The sequence below is a fragment of the Lysinibacillus sp. 1 U-2021 genome, assembly GCF_029916965.1.
GTDB lineage: Bacteria > Bacillota > Bacilli > Bacillales_A > Planococcaceae > Lysinibacillus > Lysinibacillus capsici.
In genome coordinates, this window is the sequence record NZ_CP123966.1 from 456,497 (window position 1) to 474,485 (window position 17,989).

The 17,989-nt window shown below is 39.3% G+C and carries 20 protein-coding genes; all 20 read right to left on the reverse strand.

The annotated features are described in order from the left end of the window. Positions 1–26 precede the first annotated feature (26 nt). On the reverse strand, positions 27–794 hold the full coding sequence (locus QH639_RS02425; protein ID WP_281115617.1) for a 3-hydroxyacyl-CoA dehydrogenase: 768 nt from the start codon (positions 792–794) through the stop codon (positions 27–29). A 15-nt stretch (positions 795–809) separates the two neighbouring features. Next, a complete protein-coding gene (locus QH639_RS02430) occupies positions 810–1,958 on the reverse strand; it encodes a thiolase family protein (protein WP_281115618.1) in 1,149 nt (382 codons plus the stop codon). Between the two features lie 227 nt (positions 1,959–2,185). After that, on the reverse strand, positions 2,186–2,602 hold the full coding sequence (gene ndk / locus QH639_RS02435; RefSeq protein WP_131519660.1) for a nucleoside-diphosphate kinase: 417 nt from the start codon (positions 2,600–2,602) through the stop codon (positions 2,186–2,188). An 86-nt stretch (positions 2,603–2,688) separates the two neighbouring features. After that, complete coding sequence (gene hepT / locus QH639_RS02440) at positions 2,689–3,663, reverse strand: heptaprenyl diphosphate synthase component II (protein ID WP_054550708.1); 975 nt, start codon at positions 3,661–3,663, stop codon at positions 2,689–2,691. 19 nt (positions 3,664–3,682) lie between these two features. Continuing rightward, on the reverse strand, positions 3,683–4,387 hold the full coding sequence (locus QH639_RS02445; protein ID WP_004232623.1) for a demethylmenaquinone methyltransferase: 705 nt from the start codon (positions 4,385–4,387) through the stop codon (positions 3,683–3,685). 15 nt (positions 4,388–4,402) lie between these two features. After that, positions 4,403–5,170, reverse strand: a complete 768-nt coding sequence (locus QH639_RS02450) for a heptaprenyl diphosphate synthase component 1 (protein ID WP_281115619.1) — start codon at positions 5,168–5,170, stop codon at positions 4,403–4,405. A gap of 256 nt (positions 5,171–5,426) precedes the next feature. Then, entirely contained in the window at positions 5,427–5,645 is a 219-nt protein-coding gene (gene mtrB, locus QH639_RS02455; RefSeq protein ID WP_004232621.1) for a trp RNA-binding attenuation protein MtrB, read from the reverse strand. A gap of 62 nt (positions 5,646–5,707) precedes the next feature. Beyond that, on the reverse strand, positions 5,708–6,277 hold the full coding sequence (gene folE / locus QH639_RS02460) for a GTP cyclohydrolase I FolE (RefSeq protein WP_009370809.1): 570 nt from the start codon (positions 6,275–6,277) through the stop codon (positions 5,708–5,710). A 219-nt stretch (positions 6,278–6,496) separates the two neighbouring features. Further along, a complete protein-coding gene (locus QH639_RS02465) occupies positions 6,497–6,769 on the reverse strand; it encodes an HU family DNA-binding protein (protein WP_004232618.1) in 273 nt (90 codons plus the stop codon). A 198-nt stretch (positions 6,770–6,967) separates the two neighbouring features. Beyond that, positions 6,968–8,446, reverse strand: coding sequence for a stage IV sporulation protein A (spoIVA, locus tag QH639_RS02470; RefSeq protein WP_016993351.1), 1,479 nt, complete (start codon positions 8,444–8,446; stop codon positions 6,968–6,970). A gap of 92 nt (positions 8,447–8,538) precedes the next feature. Next, on the reverse strand, positions 8,539–9,321 hold the full coding sequence (locus QH639_RS02475; RefSeq protein WP_054550706.1) for a hypothetical protein: 783 nt from the start codon (positions 9,319–9,321) through the stop codon (positions 8,539–8,541). A gap of 22 nt (positions 9,322–9,343) precedes the next feature. Then, the gene (locus QH639_RS02480) at positions 9,344–9,556 is read right to left on the reverse strand and encodes a DUF2768 domain-containing protein (protein WP_004232605.1); all 213 of its coding nucleotides are present in this window, start codon (positions 9,554–9,556) and stop codon (positions 9,344–9,346) included. Positions 9,557–9,779: 223 nt separating this feature from the next. Further along, the gene (locus QH639_RS02485; RefSeq protein ID WP_237900051.1) at positions 9,780–10,796 is read right to left on the reverse strand and encodes an NAD(P)H-dependent glycerol-3-phosphate dehydrogenase; all 1,017 of its coding nucleotides are present in this window, start codon (positions 10,794–10,796) and stop codon (positions 9,780–9,782) included. Positions 10,797–10,905: 109 nt separating this feature from the next. Continuing rightward, positions 10,906–12,216: a ribosome biogenesis GTPase Der gene (gene der / locus QH639_RS02490; RefSeq protein ID WP_004232601.1), complete on the reverse strand. Its 1,311-nt coding sequence runs from the start codon at positions 12,214–12,216 to the stop codon at positions 10,906–10,908. A 307-nt stretch (positions 12,217–12,523) separates the two neighbouring features. Further along, a complete protein-coding gene (locus QH639_RS02495) occupies positions 12,524–12,928 on the reverse strand; it encodes a hypothetical protein (RefSeq protein ID WP_281115620.1) in 405 nt (134 codons plus the stop codon). 111 nt (positions 12,929–13,039) lie between these two features. Then, on the reverse strand, positions 13,040–14,176 hold the full coding sequence (gene rpsA / locus QH639_RS02500) for a 30S ribosomal protein S1 (protein ID WP_237900047.1): 1,137 nt from the start codon (positions 14,174–14,176) through the stop codon (positions 13,040–13,042). 102 nt (positions 14,177–14,278) lie between these two features. Next, entirely contained in the window at positions 14,279–14,953 is a 675-nt protein-coding gene (gene cmk, locus QH639_RS02505) for a (d)CMP kinase (protein ID WP_237900045.1), read from the reverse strand. Between the two features lie 94 nt (positions 14,954–15,047). Beyond that, entirely contained in the window at positions 15,048–15,707 is a 660-nt protein-coding gene (locus QH639_RS02510) for a flagellar brake protein (RefSeq protein ID WP_237900035.1), read from the reverse strand. A gap of 114 nt (positions 15,708–15,821) precedes the next feature. Continuing rightward, on the reverse strand, positions 15,822–17,105 hold the full coding sequence (locus tag QH639_RS02515; RefSeq protein ID WP_281115621.1) for a PepSY1/2 domain-containing protein: 1,284 nt from the start codon (positions 17,103–17,105) through the stop codon (positions 15,822–15,824). Positions 17,106–17,120: 15 nt separating this feature from the next. Continuing rightward, entirely contained in the window at positions 17,121–17,936 is an 816-nt protein-coding gene (gene sleB / locus QH639_RS02520) for a spore cortex-lytic enzyme (RefSeq protein WP_259419194.1), read from the reverse strand. Positions 17,937–17,989 lie beyond the last annotated feature (53 nt).

Here is a 17,989-nt window from a genome sequence, read left to right on the forward strand (position 1 = left end):
AAAACTATTTGAACTAGATTTTGCCGTTACCTCGGTTGCATGCGAATGGCACCATCTAGTCGAATGACCTCTCCATTTAACAAGCCATTGTGGATAATACTTTCAACCAAAAGAGCATATTCCGAAGGTTTACCAAGTCGTTTAGGGAATGGTGTCATTTGAGCAAGAGCTGTTCGTGCAGGCTCAGGTAACGAAGCAAACATTGGTGTTTCAATTAATCCTGGCGCTATGGTCATCACTCGGACACCGATTTCCGCAAGCTCTCTTGCAATTGGCAACGTCATGGCTGCTACGCCACCTTTTGACGCGCTATAAGCAGCTTGTCCGATTTGCCCATCAAATGCAGCCACAGACGCGGTATTAATAATGACGCCACGCTGTCCATCCTCATTTGGCTCATTATGCTGCATTTTATCCGCAACTAGACGAATGACATTAAATGTACCAACTAAATTAACCGTAATCACCTTTTCAAATAGAGCAAGGGCATGTATACCGCGCTTTGAAATAACTTTACTCGCATCTGCTATGCCAGCACAGTTCACTGCAACATTGACCTTACCAAAAGCTGCAACAGCCTGCTCTAGGCCTGCCGCCACGTCCTCTTCCTTTGTGACATCCACTCGTGCATAAAGGACATTTTGACCTAATTCCTCCACTAGAGCTTGTCCACGCTCATCATTCAGATCAAAAATAATCGCTTTGCCACCCTGTCCTATTAATTTCCGAACGGTTGCCTCTCCTAAACCAGAGGCACCCCCTGTTACGACTGCCACCACTTCATGTTCCTTCATCAGACATATCCCCTTTTACATTTTTTCAATGATCGTGGCATTGGCCATTCCCATTCCCTCACAAATCGCCAACAAGCCGTAACGATAATTCTCTCGCTCCATTCGATAGAGCATGGTCGTTAACAATTTCGTACCTGTTGCCCCTAATGGATGTCCCAGTGCAATGGCTCCACCATCAGGATTGAGCTTCTGTGGGTCTCCTCCTATTTCATGCAGCCATACGAGCGGCACAGGTGCAAAGGCTTCATTTACCTCATAGGTGTCGATATCCTCAATGTTGAGCCCTGACCGTTCTAATGCTTTTCTAGTAGCCTCGATTGGCCCTGTTAGCATTAATGTCGGATCAGAGCCCACGACCACTCTTGTCACAATTTTAGCGAGTGGTTGAATGCCTAGTTCTCTCGCTTTATCCAATGCCATTACGACTATAGCTGAGGCCCCATCACTCATTTGGCTCGCATTGCCCGCAGTAATCACACCATTCTCCTGAAAAACGGTTTTTAATCCATTTAAAATGTCAACGGTAGTTTCTGCACGAGGACCCTCATCTACCGCAAATGTTGTCACTGAGCCATCCTCTTGTGGAACTTGAATGGGTAGTATTTCAGCTTGGAAATGACCCGCTCTAATGGCGGAAATCGCCCGTTGATGGCTTTGATAAGCATAGCTATTTAGCTGTTCTTTCGATAAAGACCATTGGGAAGCGATTTTCTCTGCTGATAATCCTTGATGGATAATATCATATCTTTCTTGTAAGCGGTTACTAGCATGGGCATGTTGCATGTTTGAGCCCATTGGTACTCTTGACATACTTTCTACCCCACCAGCAATGACAATGTCCATATCCCCCGCTAAAATTGCCTGTGCTGCGAAGTGCACGGCTTGTTGGCTTGAACCACACTGACGATCAATGGTTACTCCTGGCACACTCTCTGGGAAACCAGCCATTAATAAAGAGGTCCTCGCAATATTTGCCCCTTGTTCAGCTGTTTGCGTCACACACCCCAAAATGACATCGTCTACTTGTTCCTTACCAATGCCTGCACGCTTTACAACCTCCTGTAATATATCAGCTGCTAACTCATCTGCTCGAACTTGACTTAATGCGCCCTTACTTCTTCCTATAGCAGTTCTCACAGCTGCTACAATCACCACTTCTCTCATGTCCATAACCCCTTTTCCTCGTCATCCTCTTAGTTTATTGACGAGTCTACTCAACTATTCCTCACTTAATTATCAGAATATTACATTATTTATTGTACATGACTAAGAAGTTTTTAACAATTCTATATGTTTCTAGTAAGAGATTATTCGTCGGAATGATCCCTCCCCTTTTTTTGCGCAATAAAAAAGCAATCTCAAAAAATTGAGATTGCTTGATCTATTCGAAATTAAACTAACTCTTCACCGAAGAATAAGCCGATTTCGCGCTCTGCAGAAGCAAGAGAGTCAGAACCGTGGATGATGTTGTGAGATACTGTTGTAGCGTAGTCACCACGGATTGTACCTGGGTTAGATTCTTCAGGTTTCGTTGCACCCATCATTGTACGTGCAAGCTTGATTACGTTCTCGCCTTCCCATACCATAGCGAATACAGGACCAGAAGTGATGAAATCAACTAATTCACCAAAGAATGGACGCTCAGCATGCTCAGCATAGTGCTTTTCTGCTAATTCTTTAGGAATTACCATTAATTTAGCACCTTTCATTACAAAACCGCGACGTTCGAAACGATCAACGATATCTCCAATTACTTGACGTTCAACGCCGTCAGGCTTAACCATTAAAAAAGTTTGTTCAATTGCCATGTTTAAAACACTCCTTAAATTCGTCTAACAGGTTTTACACCTACCGATAAATATTAACAAAAAATGAGCTTTTGTACAACAAAAAGCTAGAATTTGCGCTTACCCATGAACAATGCTACATCACGTAATTTTTTCTTAACGGGATGTTTTGGTAAAGCATCAATTTCCTGTAAGGCTTTTTTCAAATATTTATCACTCATACGATTAGCTTGCTCAATTGCATGAGATTTACGCACATATTGCAACATATTTTGACGTTCCGATTCTGTTAATGTGCCTGCAAACACTTTAACTAAGTATGGTTGCATCTCCGGGTCATCTTTCAATAATAAAATCGGTAAAGTAATATTGCCCTGTAGTAAGTCACTACCTGCTGGCTTCCCTAGTTCTTTATCGGTTGCCATAATATCTAAAACATCATCAATAATTTGGAAGCTCATGCCTACAAAGTAGCCGAAGCGCTTTAAATGCCGAACTGTTTTAGCATCAACCCCCGCTGCCACAGCTCCTAGCTCACAGCTTGAGGAAATAAGTAATGCTGTTTTGCGTTTGATTCTTCTAAAATAATCTTTTAAACCTTGATCTAATCTAAATTTATCTTCAATTTGAATGACTTCACCGTTACAAATCTCCACCATCGTACGGGCTAAAATTTGATGAACAAGTGGGTCTTCTAACTTTGTTATATATTCCAGCGCACGTGCGAAAATAAAATCGCCTGTGTACATTGCTACCCTGTTATTCCACTGTGATTTGACAGTCGGGCGCCCTCTTCGCATATTGGAGTCGTCAATGACATCATCATGTACAAGCGATGCCATATGAATGAGTTCTAAAGGTACTGCTACATCCTTCATCTTCTCAATGTCATAATCACCAAATTTTGCGCCTAGTAACACAAAAATTGGTCTTATCCGTTTGCCACCAGCTTGTAATAAATGGAGAGAAGCATCGTTGATCAAATATGAAGACGAGTCCACCGCTTTTTCTAACTCTTGTTCAATGATTTCGATATCTGATTTCAAATCGGAATAGAGTAGTTTTAACTTCATCTTTTCCACGTGTGAAAACCTTCCCCCATTAACGTATCTTTTTAAAGCCCATATGCATTGCCGCAGCCCCGCCACTGTATGCTTTGTACGTTACTTTTTCTAATCCTGCCTGCTCAAACAATGCCGCTAACCTTTTCATACCTGGGAAATCATTCGCAGATTCCTGAAGCCAAGAATACTCCTTATAGCTTTTCGCAAATATTTTACCAAATATCGGCATTATATATTTAAAATAAAAACGGAACAGCTGACGATAACCAGGAATTTCAGATTGAGATGTTTCTAAACAAACCACCATTCCACCTGGTTTAACAACACGATGCATTTCCTTCAAAACTTGTAAATAATCAGGTACATTGCGAAGACCAAAGCCGATTGTCACATAATCAAACGTATCATCTGGAAAAGGCAACTCCATCGCATTTCCATGAACTAGTTCAATTTGTGGGTATGGCTCTACCTTTTTTTCGCCAACTTTCAGCATGTTTTGACTAAAGTCTAGCCCTTTTACTTCTCCACTTTCACCAACAGCCTCTGCCAATGCAATTGTCCAGTCTGCAGTGCCGCAGCATACATCAAGTGCTTTTGATCCAGGTTTTACAGCCATGTGCTTCATCGTATCGTTACGCCAGCCAACATGCATCTGGAAACTAATTACACCATTCATTTTATCGTAGTTTTCCGAAATACTTTCAAATACTTCGTGAACGTGCTCTTCTTTCGTTTTAGCCATTTTGAAAAACCTCTCTTATCCGTTAGTAGAAGCAATGGATGCCTCTACATGTGCATGTAAAGCTTGTTTGATATCACTTTGTAAAAAGGATGCCTGATTAATGAGCTGTGATAGCTCTGTTTTTAAATGCACAATTTTCCCTTGGATGACGCTATTAAAGGTTGCGCCATTACGTCTGACACTTTCTTCTAGTGCCTTACCCATTAAAGACATTTGCCCACGTTGATAAGCTGTCCATTCTTTTTCTAAACGTAAGATTAATAAGCTTTTTTCTATAAGTGGTATATATTCACCGAAAGAATAAAGATCAAAAAATTGAGCAATTAACCCGGATTCTATCGTACTCATGGACGTATACCACTGTTCCATTGTTCGTTGTTTCTTTTCATAAACCTTAATTTGGTTTTCACATCGTGCCACAATACCTTGTGACAAATTTCGAATCAATGCAACATTTCCTGACATTGCTAATATTTCATAATAACGACCACTATAAAAATCCCCAGCTAAAACGGTAAGCTGCTGTTCTTTTGATGTTGCGTCTAATTCTTTTATATGATCGTGAGCCGCTAATGCTGCGTATACTATGCCAACAGTAATTGCAGCCTCTTGTTGCTCTTGTTGCCATTCTTCACCATTCAAAAACGGGATTAACAAATAAAACAGTTGATTTTCATCTAGCACAGGTACACCTGTGTATTTTTGCAAAGTTCTATGACGAACATCCATGAAAATCTCTGTTTTTAACTGTGCAATTGAATTTTGAATGTATGTTGCATTCATAGACCTTACTCCATTTCACTTTCAGATACGTCAGCCTGTACAAGGCCAAACGCTTGCTTACTGAGTCATTATAGCATACGCAACGATGCGGAATAAAAAAAATTTGCTTTCTTCATAGCACAGGCAGTAAAGCTCTCCCATAATTGAATGTTGGAATGCTAACTGCCCATAGACCTTATACTAAGTTTTTCACATCTAGTGTTTTTATATGTGCTGTTGAACGCTAAACAGCATTAAAACCTAGAAACAAAATTTCTTATTTTTTCGCTTCGCTATTGATCACGCCATGTGCTGTATGAATTTGCGCTTTACCGCGTATTTTCATGGCAGATGTGTGTTCTGTAAATTGAGCAATCATTACTTCGCCGGCATCTAATTTCTCTGAATGATGGAATTTCGTATCAGTTCCACGTGTTAATCCAATGACATGTACACCATCTTCTTCTGCTTGAATAACAATATAATCTTGTGACATCTTTGTACACTCCTTAAATCCGACAAATTCTTAGTTCATCATAACATAATTAGACACGCAATTTAAGACATTTGAATAAATGATAGTACTTCTCTACGTTTCACTTCATCTTCCTCATAAATACCGCGTGCAACAGATGTCACCGTTTTAGAACCAGGTTTTTTTAATCCACGCATTGTCATACACATATGCTCAGCCTCGATCACAACATAGACACCTTTTGGCGAAAGCATCTCCATAATTGTGTCTGCTACTGAAGAGGTAATACGCTCTTGTAGTTGTGGTCTGCGGGCAATCGTCTCCACTGCACGGCCTAACTTACTCAGTCCAGCAACAACGCCGTCATTTGGTATGTATGCAACATGTGCTTTGCCATAGAAAGGTACTAGATGATGCTCACACATCGAATAAAAAGGTATATCTTTGACAAGCACTAGTTCCTCATGATCCTCATGAAATACCGTTTTAAAATAATCTTTAGCATCCTCATGCAAGCCGCTGAACATTTCGGCATACATTTTTGCTACACGCTTCGGCGTATCCAATAAACCTTCACGATTTACATCTTCACCTACTGCTTCTAAAATCATTTTTACCGCTTCTTCTATTTTTAATAAATCAATATTCGACATCAAAAAACCCTCCTGCATATCAAAACATTACACATTTCCCTATGCATCGTAGCACATCCAAAAGGTAAGCGCAAAATGACTTACCTGATTCATCAGAAATTCGCTTCTAGATAAGCAAATCACTGTATATTATTATGTAAAATTCAAATTTGAAGTTAAAAAGAGCAGCCTTCATGTTCGTTAACATGAAGACTGCTCTATGTAACTACTAGACGTGTATTATTTTACCGCGTCTTTAAGCGCTTTACCTGGTTTGAAAGCAGGCACCTTGCTAGCAGCGATTTCGATTTCTTTACCAGTTTGTGGGTTACGACCTTTACGAGCCGCACGTTCACGTACTTCAAAGTTACCAAAACCAATTAATTGTACTTTGTCACCCTTTGCAAGAGCATCTTGAATTGTATCAAATACAGCTTCAACTGCTTTAGAAGCGTCTTTTTTAGAAAGACCTGCAGCTTCAGCAACAGAGTTTACTAATTCTGTTTTATTCACACCATTCACCTCCTCTCAAAGGGTCATGAACCAATTCTGTAAAAAGAGTAACACATAGAAAACCGCTACGCAACTGTATTCATACATGATTATAACCAAAAAATCAGTTTTTCACCCAAAAAACAAAAATAAAAGGACTTTTCGCATAAAAACGAAAAGCCCTGCGTATATTTTTTGCATTTTTTCTGAATTTTATCACTATAAAATAAATGTTACTAAACCACGATCTCCTTCGTTAACCATACGTTCAATCGTCTGACGCATACGTTTTTTGGCAGTAGGTGGAACTGCATCCATTTTATAGCGAATACCCTCTTTTAATACTTCATGCAATGGTGTACCAAATAATTGTGTATTCCATAAGGCATCACGATCATGTAAATAAGCATGATTTAAATCTTTTAGAAGTTGCTGACTATGGAACTCTGAGCCAATTAACGGTGCAAATTCTGACTCCATATCCACTCTGATAATATGATAGGATGGCGCTTTTGCCTTCATTCGTACGCCGAAGAAATTATTCTGTTTAATGAGCTCTGGGGCTGTTGGCTCAAATTCCTGCATCATTGGCAATGTCACGCCATAGCCTGTCGTATCAGCATCGTGAATAGCACTTTTAAATCGCTTTTGGGCCTCTTTTGCCTCTGCCGCCTCTTTGATAAAGAGTAACCAATCTTTTTTCGTTTCAATTGGTTCTTCTAGCCATTCATTACAAACTGATTTATACAATTCACCCTGTAGGGATACCCGAATTACAGCTGTTCCTACACCTGCATCTACATGAACAACTTCACTTTGGTCAATAAAGTCAATGGCTTTAAAGGCATCTGACGCCTGTTGCACATCTCGAATTTTCATCACAGAAGAAAGGACTTCCTCCATCGAATCAATCAATGCAACATTTAATGGATGTGTAGCATCTAATACATCCAGCCAGTCTGGTTTTTCCACCTCAATGGTACGAATTGGGAATTCAAATAACGCCTCTTGTAAAATATATTGAATATCCGTTTCTCTCATTTGATCAATGGACATCGCAATAACAGGGACATTGTAACGTTCAAACAATTCATTGCGAAGCTGAACCGTTTCTTCTCTCGCAGGCATTTGGCAATTGAGTAAGATGACAAATGGTTTGCCGATGTCTTTTAATTGCTCTACAATTTCCTCTTCTGCCTTCTCTGCTGCTCGTCGACTGATTCCGTTCACTGTACCATCAGTCGTTACGACAATACCAATATTCGCATGATCGCGAATCACCTTATCTGTGCCAATTTTAGCGGCTTCCTGAAATGGAATTGGCTCCGTATGCCAAGGCGTATGAACAAATTTTGGTCCATTTTCATCCTCATAGCCTTTTGTCCCATCGATAATATAACCAACACAATCTGCTAATCGAATTTGGAATGGCATTTCATCTTCACCGACCACAATACGGGTTGCTTGGGCAGGCACAAACTTCGGCTCAGCAGTCATAATGACTGGCCCCGGAGAACTTTGTGGCAACTCATCTTGTGCTCGCATTCTTTCCGTTTCATCCACAATGTTTGGTAACACGACTGATTCCATTACCTTTTTTACAAATGTTGATTTACCTACACGTACTGGACCGACAACACCAATATAAACATCGCCATTTGTGCGCTCTGCAATTTCTCTAAATACTGCTTCACTCAAGGTTTCTGCCTCCTTTATCTACGCTTTTTCACTATATGCGAGCCTGTAGACAAATATGAAAAAGCCCCTCACAAATGTAAGGAGCTTGTTTGCTATTTCTCTTTTTTCTCGGCGGCTTCTGCCTCTTGTTTTTGTAATTCTTTCGCTTTTTTGACATCCGCATTATACGTTTTCATATCATAGATAGGCTCTCCATTCTCGTCCACTGTATAGGGAATAGAATAGGCAGGCACAACTGGAAATTTGTCGACAAGCAGTTGGCGAATATCATCACCTGGCTTTACATTCGGCTTATCCTCTTTTAAAAGCTGGCCTAAATCCACAGCATAGTCTACATGTAATTCACCATCACCAGTCATGAAAAGCGGTAACTCGACGCCAGAATAGGGACTTTTTACAGTTACCTCTGTTTTATACCCCAAATCTTTATAGTTGATCTGATAAACATTATCTGAAATTGACCCTTTTATTGGTAAATACTGTGTAGATAGTTTACGAATACCTATTTCACGTATACGCTCTGCCGCGTTTAAATCTACTAATTTGACCGATGCCTCATTTTCAGGGTCCCAAATGATATATTGATATATACCACCTTTTTCATAGGCATTTCCAGGAATTGTCGTCAAATACTTCGGCATAAGTTTTTCAAAATCGATTAAATATTTGATATAGATATCCGTATCTAGCTCGCTATTTTTAATTGGTACTAGTCCACCTGTTGCTTCACGGTATTCATCCACAGCACGTTGAACTGCCGCTAGTTGATCGACATCAGGCGTGACCTTAGCCCTTTTTTCTTCTTCTGGGTACGCACATCCTACTAACAGTATGGCGGTTGCAAATACCAACAGCAAAGCACTTAGTTTTTTCATGTTACTGACACCTCATTATTATTTATGCTGGCCAAGTGGCAACTACAAGTACCATTAAAAATGTGCCAAGTCCAAACAGTATGTATGCACATAAATTTACGACTGTTCGTAAAAATACATTTGAAATCTTATTTCGCGCTAAATAAATTAAGCCGACTGATATAATCATAAATGCGATGCAATAAAACGACACCCACATTACATCAAGCGCAGGCATATGAGCTAACGGGCCCATTTCAAAAAACCACCTTTCTTTGAATGTCAAGACACAATCAAAGTATATTATACTATGTGCTTTTGCTAAAAAGAAATAGTTGTCCCATAACTATCAAGAAATGGACAACTCTTTAAGCTTGTATTTCTATTCAACTAGTGGCACACAATAAGGCGTCTCAACAGATTGGTTGAGACACCTTATTTATGTCCATTTAATGACAAGTCTAATCAAAAAATTAATATTAATGCTTCATATCGTCTATTTCTCGTTTTTTCATACGCATCATTAAGGCATCTACTGCCACTTTCGGTTCAACATCATTAAATAGCACACTATAGAGCTCTGTGGAAATCGGCATGGCGACATCATATTTCTCTGCTAATTGATAGGCTGCCTTCGTGGTACGGACACCTTCTACGACCATGCCCATTTGATCCAGCACTTCTTGTAGCTTCATACCTTGCCCTAACATATTACCTGCCCGCCAGTTTCGCGAGTGGACACTTGTACAGGTTACAATTAAATCCCCCATACCTGTAAGCCCTGAGAATGTAAATGGATTACCACCCATTTTTACACCTAACCGTGAAATTTCTGCAAGACCTCGCGTAATAAGTGCCGCTTTCGCATTGTCTCCATAATTTAAGCCATCAGTAATACCTGCCGCTAAAGCGATAACGTTTTTCAACGCTCCTCCTATTTCCACACCAATGATATCCTCATTTGTATAGACGCGGAAGAACTGATTCATAAATAAATCCTGTACCTTTTCAGCAGCATCAATGTTGGCACAAGCTGCAGTAACCGTTGTAGGATGATGCAGCACCACTTCTTCTGCATGACTTGGCCCAGAAAGAACAACAATTTCTTCCACATACATAGCTGGTAAGCTCTCTGCTAAAATTTCAGATATTCGTTTTAATGAGTCAGGCTCAATTCCTTTTGAAACATGGACAAACAACACTTTTTTGGTTAATTCAGCCGTTAGTTTCTCGCATACTTCACGAATCGCTTTTGTTGGAACAGCCACAACAATGGTTTCTGCATGAGTAGCTACCTTCGCCATATCACTCGTCGCATGTAAATTTACAGGTAGAATGGTTTCTGGTAAATATTTTTTATTCGTATGCAGTTGATTGATTTCTTCTGCCTGCTCAGCTCTATGTGTCCATACAAGCGTATCATGTCCATTTTCCGCTAGTACCATTGCCAGTGCAGTACCCCATGAGCCTGCCCCTAACACACAAACTTTTTCCATAACAAAATCCTCCCTTTGTTGGGTTGTCTATAAATAAGTTCTTTCTTGTAAAAAGACGCCACCCTACAATAATGTCGGGTTGGCGTATTGTATGTCTATAGCTATTGCCTTAAGCACGCGCACGTGTAATTAAACGAATTGGCGTCCCTTCAAAGTCAAATGTTTCGCGAATGCGATTTTCTAAGAAGCGTTCGTATGAGAAATGCATAAGCTCAGGTTCATTCACAAAAATAACGAATGTTGGTGGCTTAATTGCTACCTGAGTAGCATAGTAAATACGTAAACGACGACCTTTATCTGTCGGTGCAGGATTACGAGCCACTGAGTCCTCAATCACTTCATTTAAAATAGAGGACTGAATACGCATCGCATGATTCTCGCTGACACGTTGGATAATCGGTAAAATTTGATGCACACGCTGTTTTGTATTCGCTGACACAAAAATAATTGGGGCATAATCCAAAAATAGGAAATGCTCTCGAATTTGCTGTGTAAAGACATTCATTGTTTTTTCATCTTTTTCAATGGCATCCCATTTATTCACAACAATGATCACAGCTTTTCCAGCCTCATGTGCATAGCCAGCGATTTTTTTATCTTGCTCCTGAATACCCTCTTCTGCATTCAGCACTACTAAAACAACGTCTGAGCGTTCAATAGCACGTAGCGCACGTAGCACAGAATATTTCTCGGTTGTTTCATAGATCTTTCCTTTTTTACGCATACCCGCCGTATCAATAATGACATATTCCTGTCCATCATATGCATAAGGCGTATCAATCGCATCACGTGTTGTCCCTGCAATATTACTAACAATAACACGTTCCTGCCCTAGGAAAGCATTCACTAAAGAGGATTTTCCAACATTCGGTCGACCAATTAAAGAGAATTTAATGACATCATCACCGTATTGTTCTTCATCTTCTTTCGGGAAATGTTTCGCACATTCGTCCAATAAATCCCCTAAACCTAAACCGTGGGAACCTGAAATAGGCCAAGGTTCACCGAAGCCAAGTGCATAAAAATCATAAATCATTTCACGCATATCAGGATTATCAATTTTATTGACCGCTAATACAACTGGTTTTTTTGTTTTGTATAGAATTTTAGCAACTTGCTCATCTGCTGCCGTTACTCCTTCACGACCATTTGTCATGAAAATAATTACGTCCGCTTCATCAATGGCAATTTCAGCTTGTTGACGAATTTGTTCTAAAAACGGCTCGTCTCCAATTTCAATGCCACCTGTATCAATAATATTAAAATCGTGTGTTAACCACTCTGCCGAACTATAAATACGGTCACGTGTTACGCCTGGGATATCCTCCACAATCGAAACGCGTTCTCCAACGATACGATTAAAAATCGTCGACTTACCTACGTTCGGACGACCTACGATGGCTACTACTGGTTTCGTCATCTGTACTTCATCCTTCCAACTTCTTGTCTTTCGCTATTATACACGAAAAATGCCATTATATCATATCATATCCATAATGTAGAACGCTATGTATGGCTATTAAAGGTGTTACCCCTTTTTTTGAGAGTTCTATTAGGTGTTTTGAAGGTTTTATCCGCTACTTTTAGAGGTACTATCCTTCAATTTAAGTGTTCTATCTTTTACTTTAATTTGTATCCTTCACTTTTAGAATTCTATCCGCTACTTTAAAGGTTCTACCCCCTACTTTTAGAGTTGTATCCTTCGATTCTAAGTTTTTATCCGCTTCTTATCTGCTATCCTTCACTTTTAGAATCCTATCCAACACTTTAAAGGTTCTATCCGCTACTTTAAAGGTTCTACCCCCTACTTTTAGAGTTGTATCCTTCAATTCAAAGCTTTTATCCACTTCTTTATTGCTATCCTTCACTTTTAGAATCCTATCCGCCACTTTAAAGGTTTTATCCGCTACTTTTAGAGTTGTATCCTTCGATTCTAAGTTTTTATCCGCTTCTTCATTGCTATCCTTCACTTTTAGAATCCTATCCAACACTTTAAAGGTTCTATCCCCTACTTTTAGAGTTGTATCCTTCAATTCTAAGTTTTTATCCGCTTCTTTATTGTTATCCTTCACTTTTAGAATCCTATCCCCTACTTTTAGAGTTGTATCCTCCAATTCAAAATTTCTATCCACTTCTTAATTACTACACCCTCACTTTTGAAGTTCTCTCCCCTTCAAACCTTCTATCCACCATTTCAACCATAAAAATAGCGAGGATACAATTATGCATCCTCGCTTTATACATTATTTAAAGTTTTTTAGTTTATCGCCAATCACATCACCAAATGAGAAGCCTGTATTCTCTTCAGGTAATTCATAGTCGATTACTTCTTCTGCTTCAGGATTTTCTAGTAATTCTTTAATACTAAGGGCTAGACGACCTTCGTCAGCATTGACATCAAGGACCTTCACCTGTACTTCTTGTCCCTCTTTTAATGCTTCATGAGGCGTGTTAATGTGCTTATGCGCAATTTGCGATATATGCACTAAACCTTCAACGCCTGGGAATACTTCCACAAATGCACCGAATGAAGTAAGTCGCTTCACTCTACCGTCTAAAATAGTGCCTTTCGCGGCACGTTCTTCAATATTAGACCATGGTCCAGGAATAGTTTCCTTAATAGATAAAGAAATACGTTCATTTTCTGGGTCCACTGATAGAACTTTTACTTTTACATCTTGTCCTTCAGCTAAAACCTCACTCACATCACTCACATGCTCATGTGATACTTGCGAGATGTGTACAAGACCATCAATACCACCTAGGTCGATAAATGCACCAAATGCCGCGAGACGCTGTACTTTACCATCCAATACATCGCCAGCTTTTATTTGATTAATCACATTTTTCTTTTGCGAAGCTTTCTCTGCTTCAACCACTGCTCGGTGAGATAAAATAAGGCGATTCTTATCCTTATCAAGCTCAACAATTTTAAAGCTTAATGTTTGCCCTTTATAGCCTTCAAAATCATCAACAAAATAGTCCTCTACAAGCGATGCTGGTACAAAGCCACGTACACCTAAATCTACGACAAGACCACCTTTAACAATATCCTTTACTTCCGCTTCAAAAATTTCCTCAGCGGCAAATTGTTGCTCTAGTGTATCCCATGCTTTTAGAGCATCCACTTTACGTTTTGATAGGACAAAGTTTTCTTCTTCAACCTTTGTAATCATCAATTCTAATTCATCTCCAACTGAGATGACATCAGACGCTTTCTCAATGTGTAAGCTTGATAATTCACTAATCGGTACAATACCATCAAACGGTGCACCTGGAATTGATACAGATACTGCCTTTTCATCAACTTGCGCGGCAATGCCTTTGACGATATCACCCTCGTTAAACGTTTGTTCTGCATAGTTCATTTCTTCAGACATATGTAACCCTCCTTCGCATCTTCCCTTACTATTTTATTCGATATTGAAGACAAAGACAAAAATAAATCCTTTAAATTCAAAAAATGTCTGAAATTTTAGGATTTATAGCATTTTTTCTTCTGCTAATTTTAAAATAGCTTGTGCTGCATCATCAATAGACAATGCTGTTGTATCTAAAAAGATCGCATCTTCAGCTTGAATCAGTGGCGATGCTTCACGCTCACTATCCTTTTTATCACGTAGTGCAATTTCTTCCTGAAGTTTTTCAAGAGATGAGTCAATGCCTCTTTTTTGATTATCAATCAAGCGTCGTCTAGCACGCTCCTCTACTGTTGCAGACATGAAAATCTTTAGTTCTGCATCCTTTAAGACATGTGTAGCAATATCGCGGCCATCCATGACAACACCGCCATTAGCTGCAAGTTTTTGCTGTTGGGCAACTAATAGCTCACGAACCTTCGCATGGGCAGCTACTTGTGAGACTGATGAAGTGACCTCATTAGAGCGTATTTCCGCAGACACATTGTGACCATCTAAAAAAACAAGCTGTCCCTGAGGTGATGGTTTTAATTCAATTGTGCTTACGTCAAGCATCTCTGCTAATTTTGCTTCATCATCTAAATGTATGTTTTGTTGCAACGCTTTATACGTAACTGCTCGATACATTGCGCCTGTGTCAATGTAAGTAAAGCCAAGTGCCTCAGCAACAATTTTCGCGATTGTGCTTTTGCCAGCACCAGCAGGCCCGTCTATCGCAATTTGAATGTTTTTCTTCATATTCTTCCCTACTTTCTGCACCTCTTATTGTATCATATAACCTCAAAAAAGCCCTCTCCTAGGAGAGGGCTTCATTAAAATATTCATTAAGAAATTAAACATGAAAAGGGTTCATTTCTTTACGACGATTGACTAATTGACGTTCAAAGCAAAAACGGACAATATGCTGTTGATCGACATCATCTGTATCTGTTAGTTGGATTGTTGCAATGCGTTTATCCTCTTTTTCGAAAATACGTACGATCAGCGCTTCTGTAACGACATACTTGACATCTCCATTGGCAAATGGCAATACAATGGTTAGTTTTACTTCATCACCCTCAGTGAAAGCTACTTGACCTTTCAACATGACTGCTAGGCCTCCTGCACTAATATCCACAGTCACAAGCTGATATTTATAATCCTTCAACTGAATAGCAACGTCTACTTGTGTCTCCACACGAACGTATTCTCGTCGCTGAATTTTTATAAACTCCTCTGGTGTTGGACAATGCAACATAATCATTGGTATATTACCTGCTTTACGGCCAACTACCTCTGTATTAAAGGCAAAGGATTGCTTATCCTCAGTACGAAAAGTTGCTCTAAATTCTGAGCCATCTATTAAAAATGCCGTTTTCTTTGTTGCCATATTAACCGGATAATCAATATATAGAATATTATCTTTTTGCTCTACAACTTTACAGCGGAATTTCTCCAAACGCTCTGTATAAGTTGGTTCAAGTTGTAATTGTGTACCAATTTTTATTTCCATGAGCATCTCCCCGTGCGAAAAATATAGTTTAATTATCTCATGAGAAGCTTATTTTGGCTATAAAAATTGGTAGTATTTTCATGTCAAGTTGATACAGAGCGGAAGCATCATTGATTAAGTTAGATATTCCACTTTTAATACATTATGGTTTTCCGCATCAATAACAATTCTAAATGTTTCCTGCGTATTACTATCACGCAATGCAATGACCTCATAGCAAAGACGTTGCTCAAATTGTCCATTATCTGTGTAGATATTTTTTACCTCTTGGACTTGAATATCGTCTTGGAAGAACGTTTTCCAATCAATCGGCTTAGCTGTTTGCTTTTTAATATTTTCTTCTTGAATATATTCCATTGCATTTGCACCTAACAGCTCACCTGTATCTTTCGCCACTTTCAATTGAACACCATCAGCGTAGATTAACGCATTATCTCCAGGATGGACACGAGCAAATGTCACATGCCAAGCTTGATGATTTTCGCGTGATTCCACATAGGCTACATCTTTCATGCCTAATTTCTTCACATATTCCTGCGCTTTTTTCATGATTTCCTCTTGTGATAACTTGGCTTCATCCACAGGACGTTCTACTAAATAGGATAATAAATGTCCACCCTTTTCTGTTAAATCAACATAGCCTAATCGAATCCCTTGGTGGAATTGGATATGATAAAAAGGATATGGTGCTGTATCACTACTTTTTGTAACTGTAAATGTGGCATCTTTAATGACAGGGAATAAGTATTTCACTTTTTCTAGTGCTTCTTTTTCGGTAATAACGGCATCCTGTAATGCCTTTAACTCAATTTTTTTCTGCCAATCAGATTCAGATAAAGTTAACGGGAAATCCTTTTCGCCGTAGCCCTTTAATGTATCTTTTACAGTATCAAATTGGCTATTTGGATTTTTATTATCTACTTGCTGTAGCCAAACATCCATTTTCCCATCATGCTTATAGAAATCGACGGTTGCTGCTGTCCATTCATCGGAAAGAGATTGTAAATTCGTTGAAACCTGGGGCATTTTTTCACGCCAAGCTTCATAATCCCCTGTTTTCGCTGTCCTTTTTGCTTCATCGCCAAGTCGCCCTAGATAGTTCATCCATTCACTTGATAGTTCTTGTCCTATTGGAATATTCGCAATTGAAGAACGAACTTCTGAGCTTAAACGCCAAACCGAATCTAGTTCATTGTGAATCGCCTGCTCATCTTGAAACAACAGGGATTGTGATACTGAGCGTTGAAGATGGGAAAGTTTTTCAGATGCATCCGTTAACTTATCTGTATATTGTGCTAGCACGGTACGTTGTAAATCTTCTTTATCTCCATGTAAATCAATGCTGTATGCCCCTAACCCAATAACGGCAATCGTTAAGACCACGAGCCAAGTTTTCATCTAGGTTCCTCCTTTCTATGAACAGAAAATATGCTCTCCAATTTGTTTAATTTGTGGACGTGACCAAATCCATTTGCTCGTTGCAGTTTTTGGATTGAAATAATACAATGCATTTTCAGAAGGGTCCCAGCCGTTCATGGCATCAATAACCGCTTCTTTCGCTCGCTCATTTGGCTCAAGCCAAATTTGCCCATCTGCAACAGCTGTAAATGCTAACGGTTGGAAAATGATACCTGAAATAGTATTCGGGAAATCTGGGCTTTCCAAACGATTTAAAATAACTGCAGCAACTGCTACTTGTCCTTCATATGGTTCTCCTCTTGCCTCTCCATATACCGCATTCGCCATTAGCTGCAAATCACGCTCTGTATATTTGGGAGGAACTTGTGTCTGTGTTCCATTATTATTACTACTTCCACTACTATTGCTACTGCCACCACTAGTATTCTTTTTCACTTGCTGATCAAGTGGCTTGCCACCATAATAAGTAAATTGATTTCCTGCATTTAATTGAGCTTTCACCCATTTTTCATCATAATCTGAATTGCCCGTTAACGCTTTCTTTGTCTTAGCGCCTGCAATCCCGTCTACTGGTAACCCATAATTTTCTTGGAAATTACGTAAAGCCCAGTATGTGTTATAGCCAAATTTACCATCAATTTTACTCTTATAAAAACCTAAGTATTGTAGCCTCGCTTGCAATTCAACGACATCATCTCCATAGGCACCCCGAGTAATTTGCTGATCGCTAAATGCATTCGCATCATTTTGAGGAATCGCAATTATACTAATTCCTAATATCAAAGCAAAAAGTATGCTTACTAAACGCACTTTTATCACTCCTTTTTTTTATAGCTTGAAACAAAAGGAGTAATTTATACATG

Excerpts from the sequence above, each read along its gene's own strand:
- QH639_RS02450 (WP_281115619.1), bottom strand. The coding sequence starts at position 5,170 with ATGAATGCAACATACATTCAAAATTCAATTGCACAGTTAAAAACAGAG.
- folE (WP_009370809.1), bottom strand. The coding sequence starts at position 6,277 with ATGTCGAATATTGATTTATTAAAAATAGAAGAAGCGGTAAAAATGATT.
- QH639_RS02425 (WP_281115617.1), bottom strand. The coding sequence starts at position 794 with ATGAAGGAACATGAAGTGGTGGCAGTCGTAACAGGGGGTGCCTCTGGT.
- der (WP_004232601.1), bottom strand. The coding sequence starts at position 12,216 with ATGACGAAACCAGTAGTAGCCATCGTAGGTCGTCCGAACGTAGGTAAG.
- cmk (WP_237900045.1), bottom strand. The coding sequence starts at position 14,953 with ATGAAGAAAAACATTCAAATTGCGATAGACGGGCCTGCTGGTGCTGGC.
- QH639_RS02485 (WP_237900051.1), bottom strand. The coding sequence starts at position 10,796 with ATGGAAAAAGTTTGTGTGTTAGGGGCAGGCTCATGGGGTACTGCACTG.
- QH639_RS02475 (WP_054550706.1), bottom strand. The coding sequence starts at position 9,321 with ATGAAAAAACTAAGTGCTTTGCTGTTGGTATTTGCAACCGCCATACTG.
- QH639_RS02445 (WP_004232623.1), bottom strand. The coding sequence starts at position 4,387 with ATGGCTAAAACGAAAGAAGAGCACGTTCACGAAGTATTTGAAAGTATT.
- QH639_RS02430 (WP_281115618.1), bottom strand. The coding sequence starts at position 1,958 with ATGAGAGAAGTGGTGATTGTAGCAGCTGTGAGAACTGCTATAGGAAGA.
- rpsA (WP_237900047.1), bottom strand. The coding sequence starts at position 14,176 with ATGTCTGAAGAAATGAACTATGCAGAACAAACGTTTAACGAGGGTGAT.
- QH639_RS02515 (WP_281115621.1), bottom strand. The coding sequence starts at position 17,105 with ATGAAAACTTGGCTCGTGGTCTTAACGATTGCCGTTATTGGGTTAGGG.
- ndk (WP_131519660.1), bottom strand. The coding sequence starts at position 2,602 with ATGGCAATTGAACAAACTTTTTTAATGGTTAAGCCTGACGGCGTTGAA.
- mtrB (WP_004232621.1), bottom strand. The coding sequence starts at position 5,645 with ATGTCACAAGATTATATTGTTATTCAAGCAGAAGAAGATGGTGTACAT.
- QH639_RS02480 (WP_004232605.1), bottom strand. The coding sequence starts at position 9,556 with ATGGGCCCGTTAGCTCATATGCCTGCGCTTGATGTAATGTGGGTGTCG.
- QH639_RS02510 (WP_237900035.1), bottom strand. The coding sequence starts at position 15,707 with ATGGAAATAAAAATTGGTACACAATTACAACTTGAACCAACTTATACA.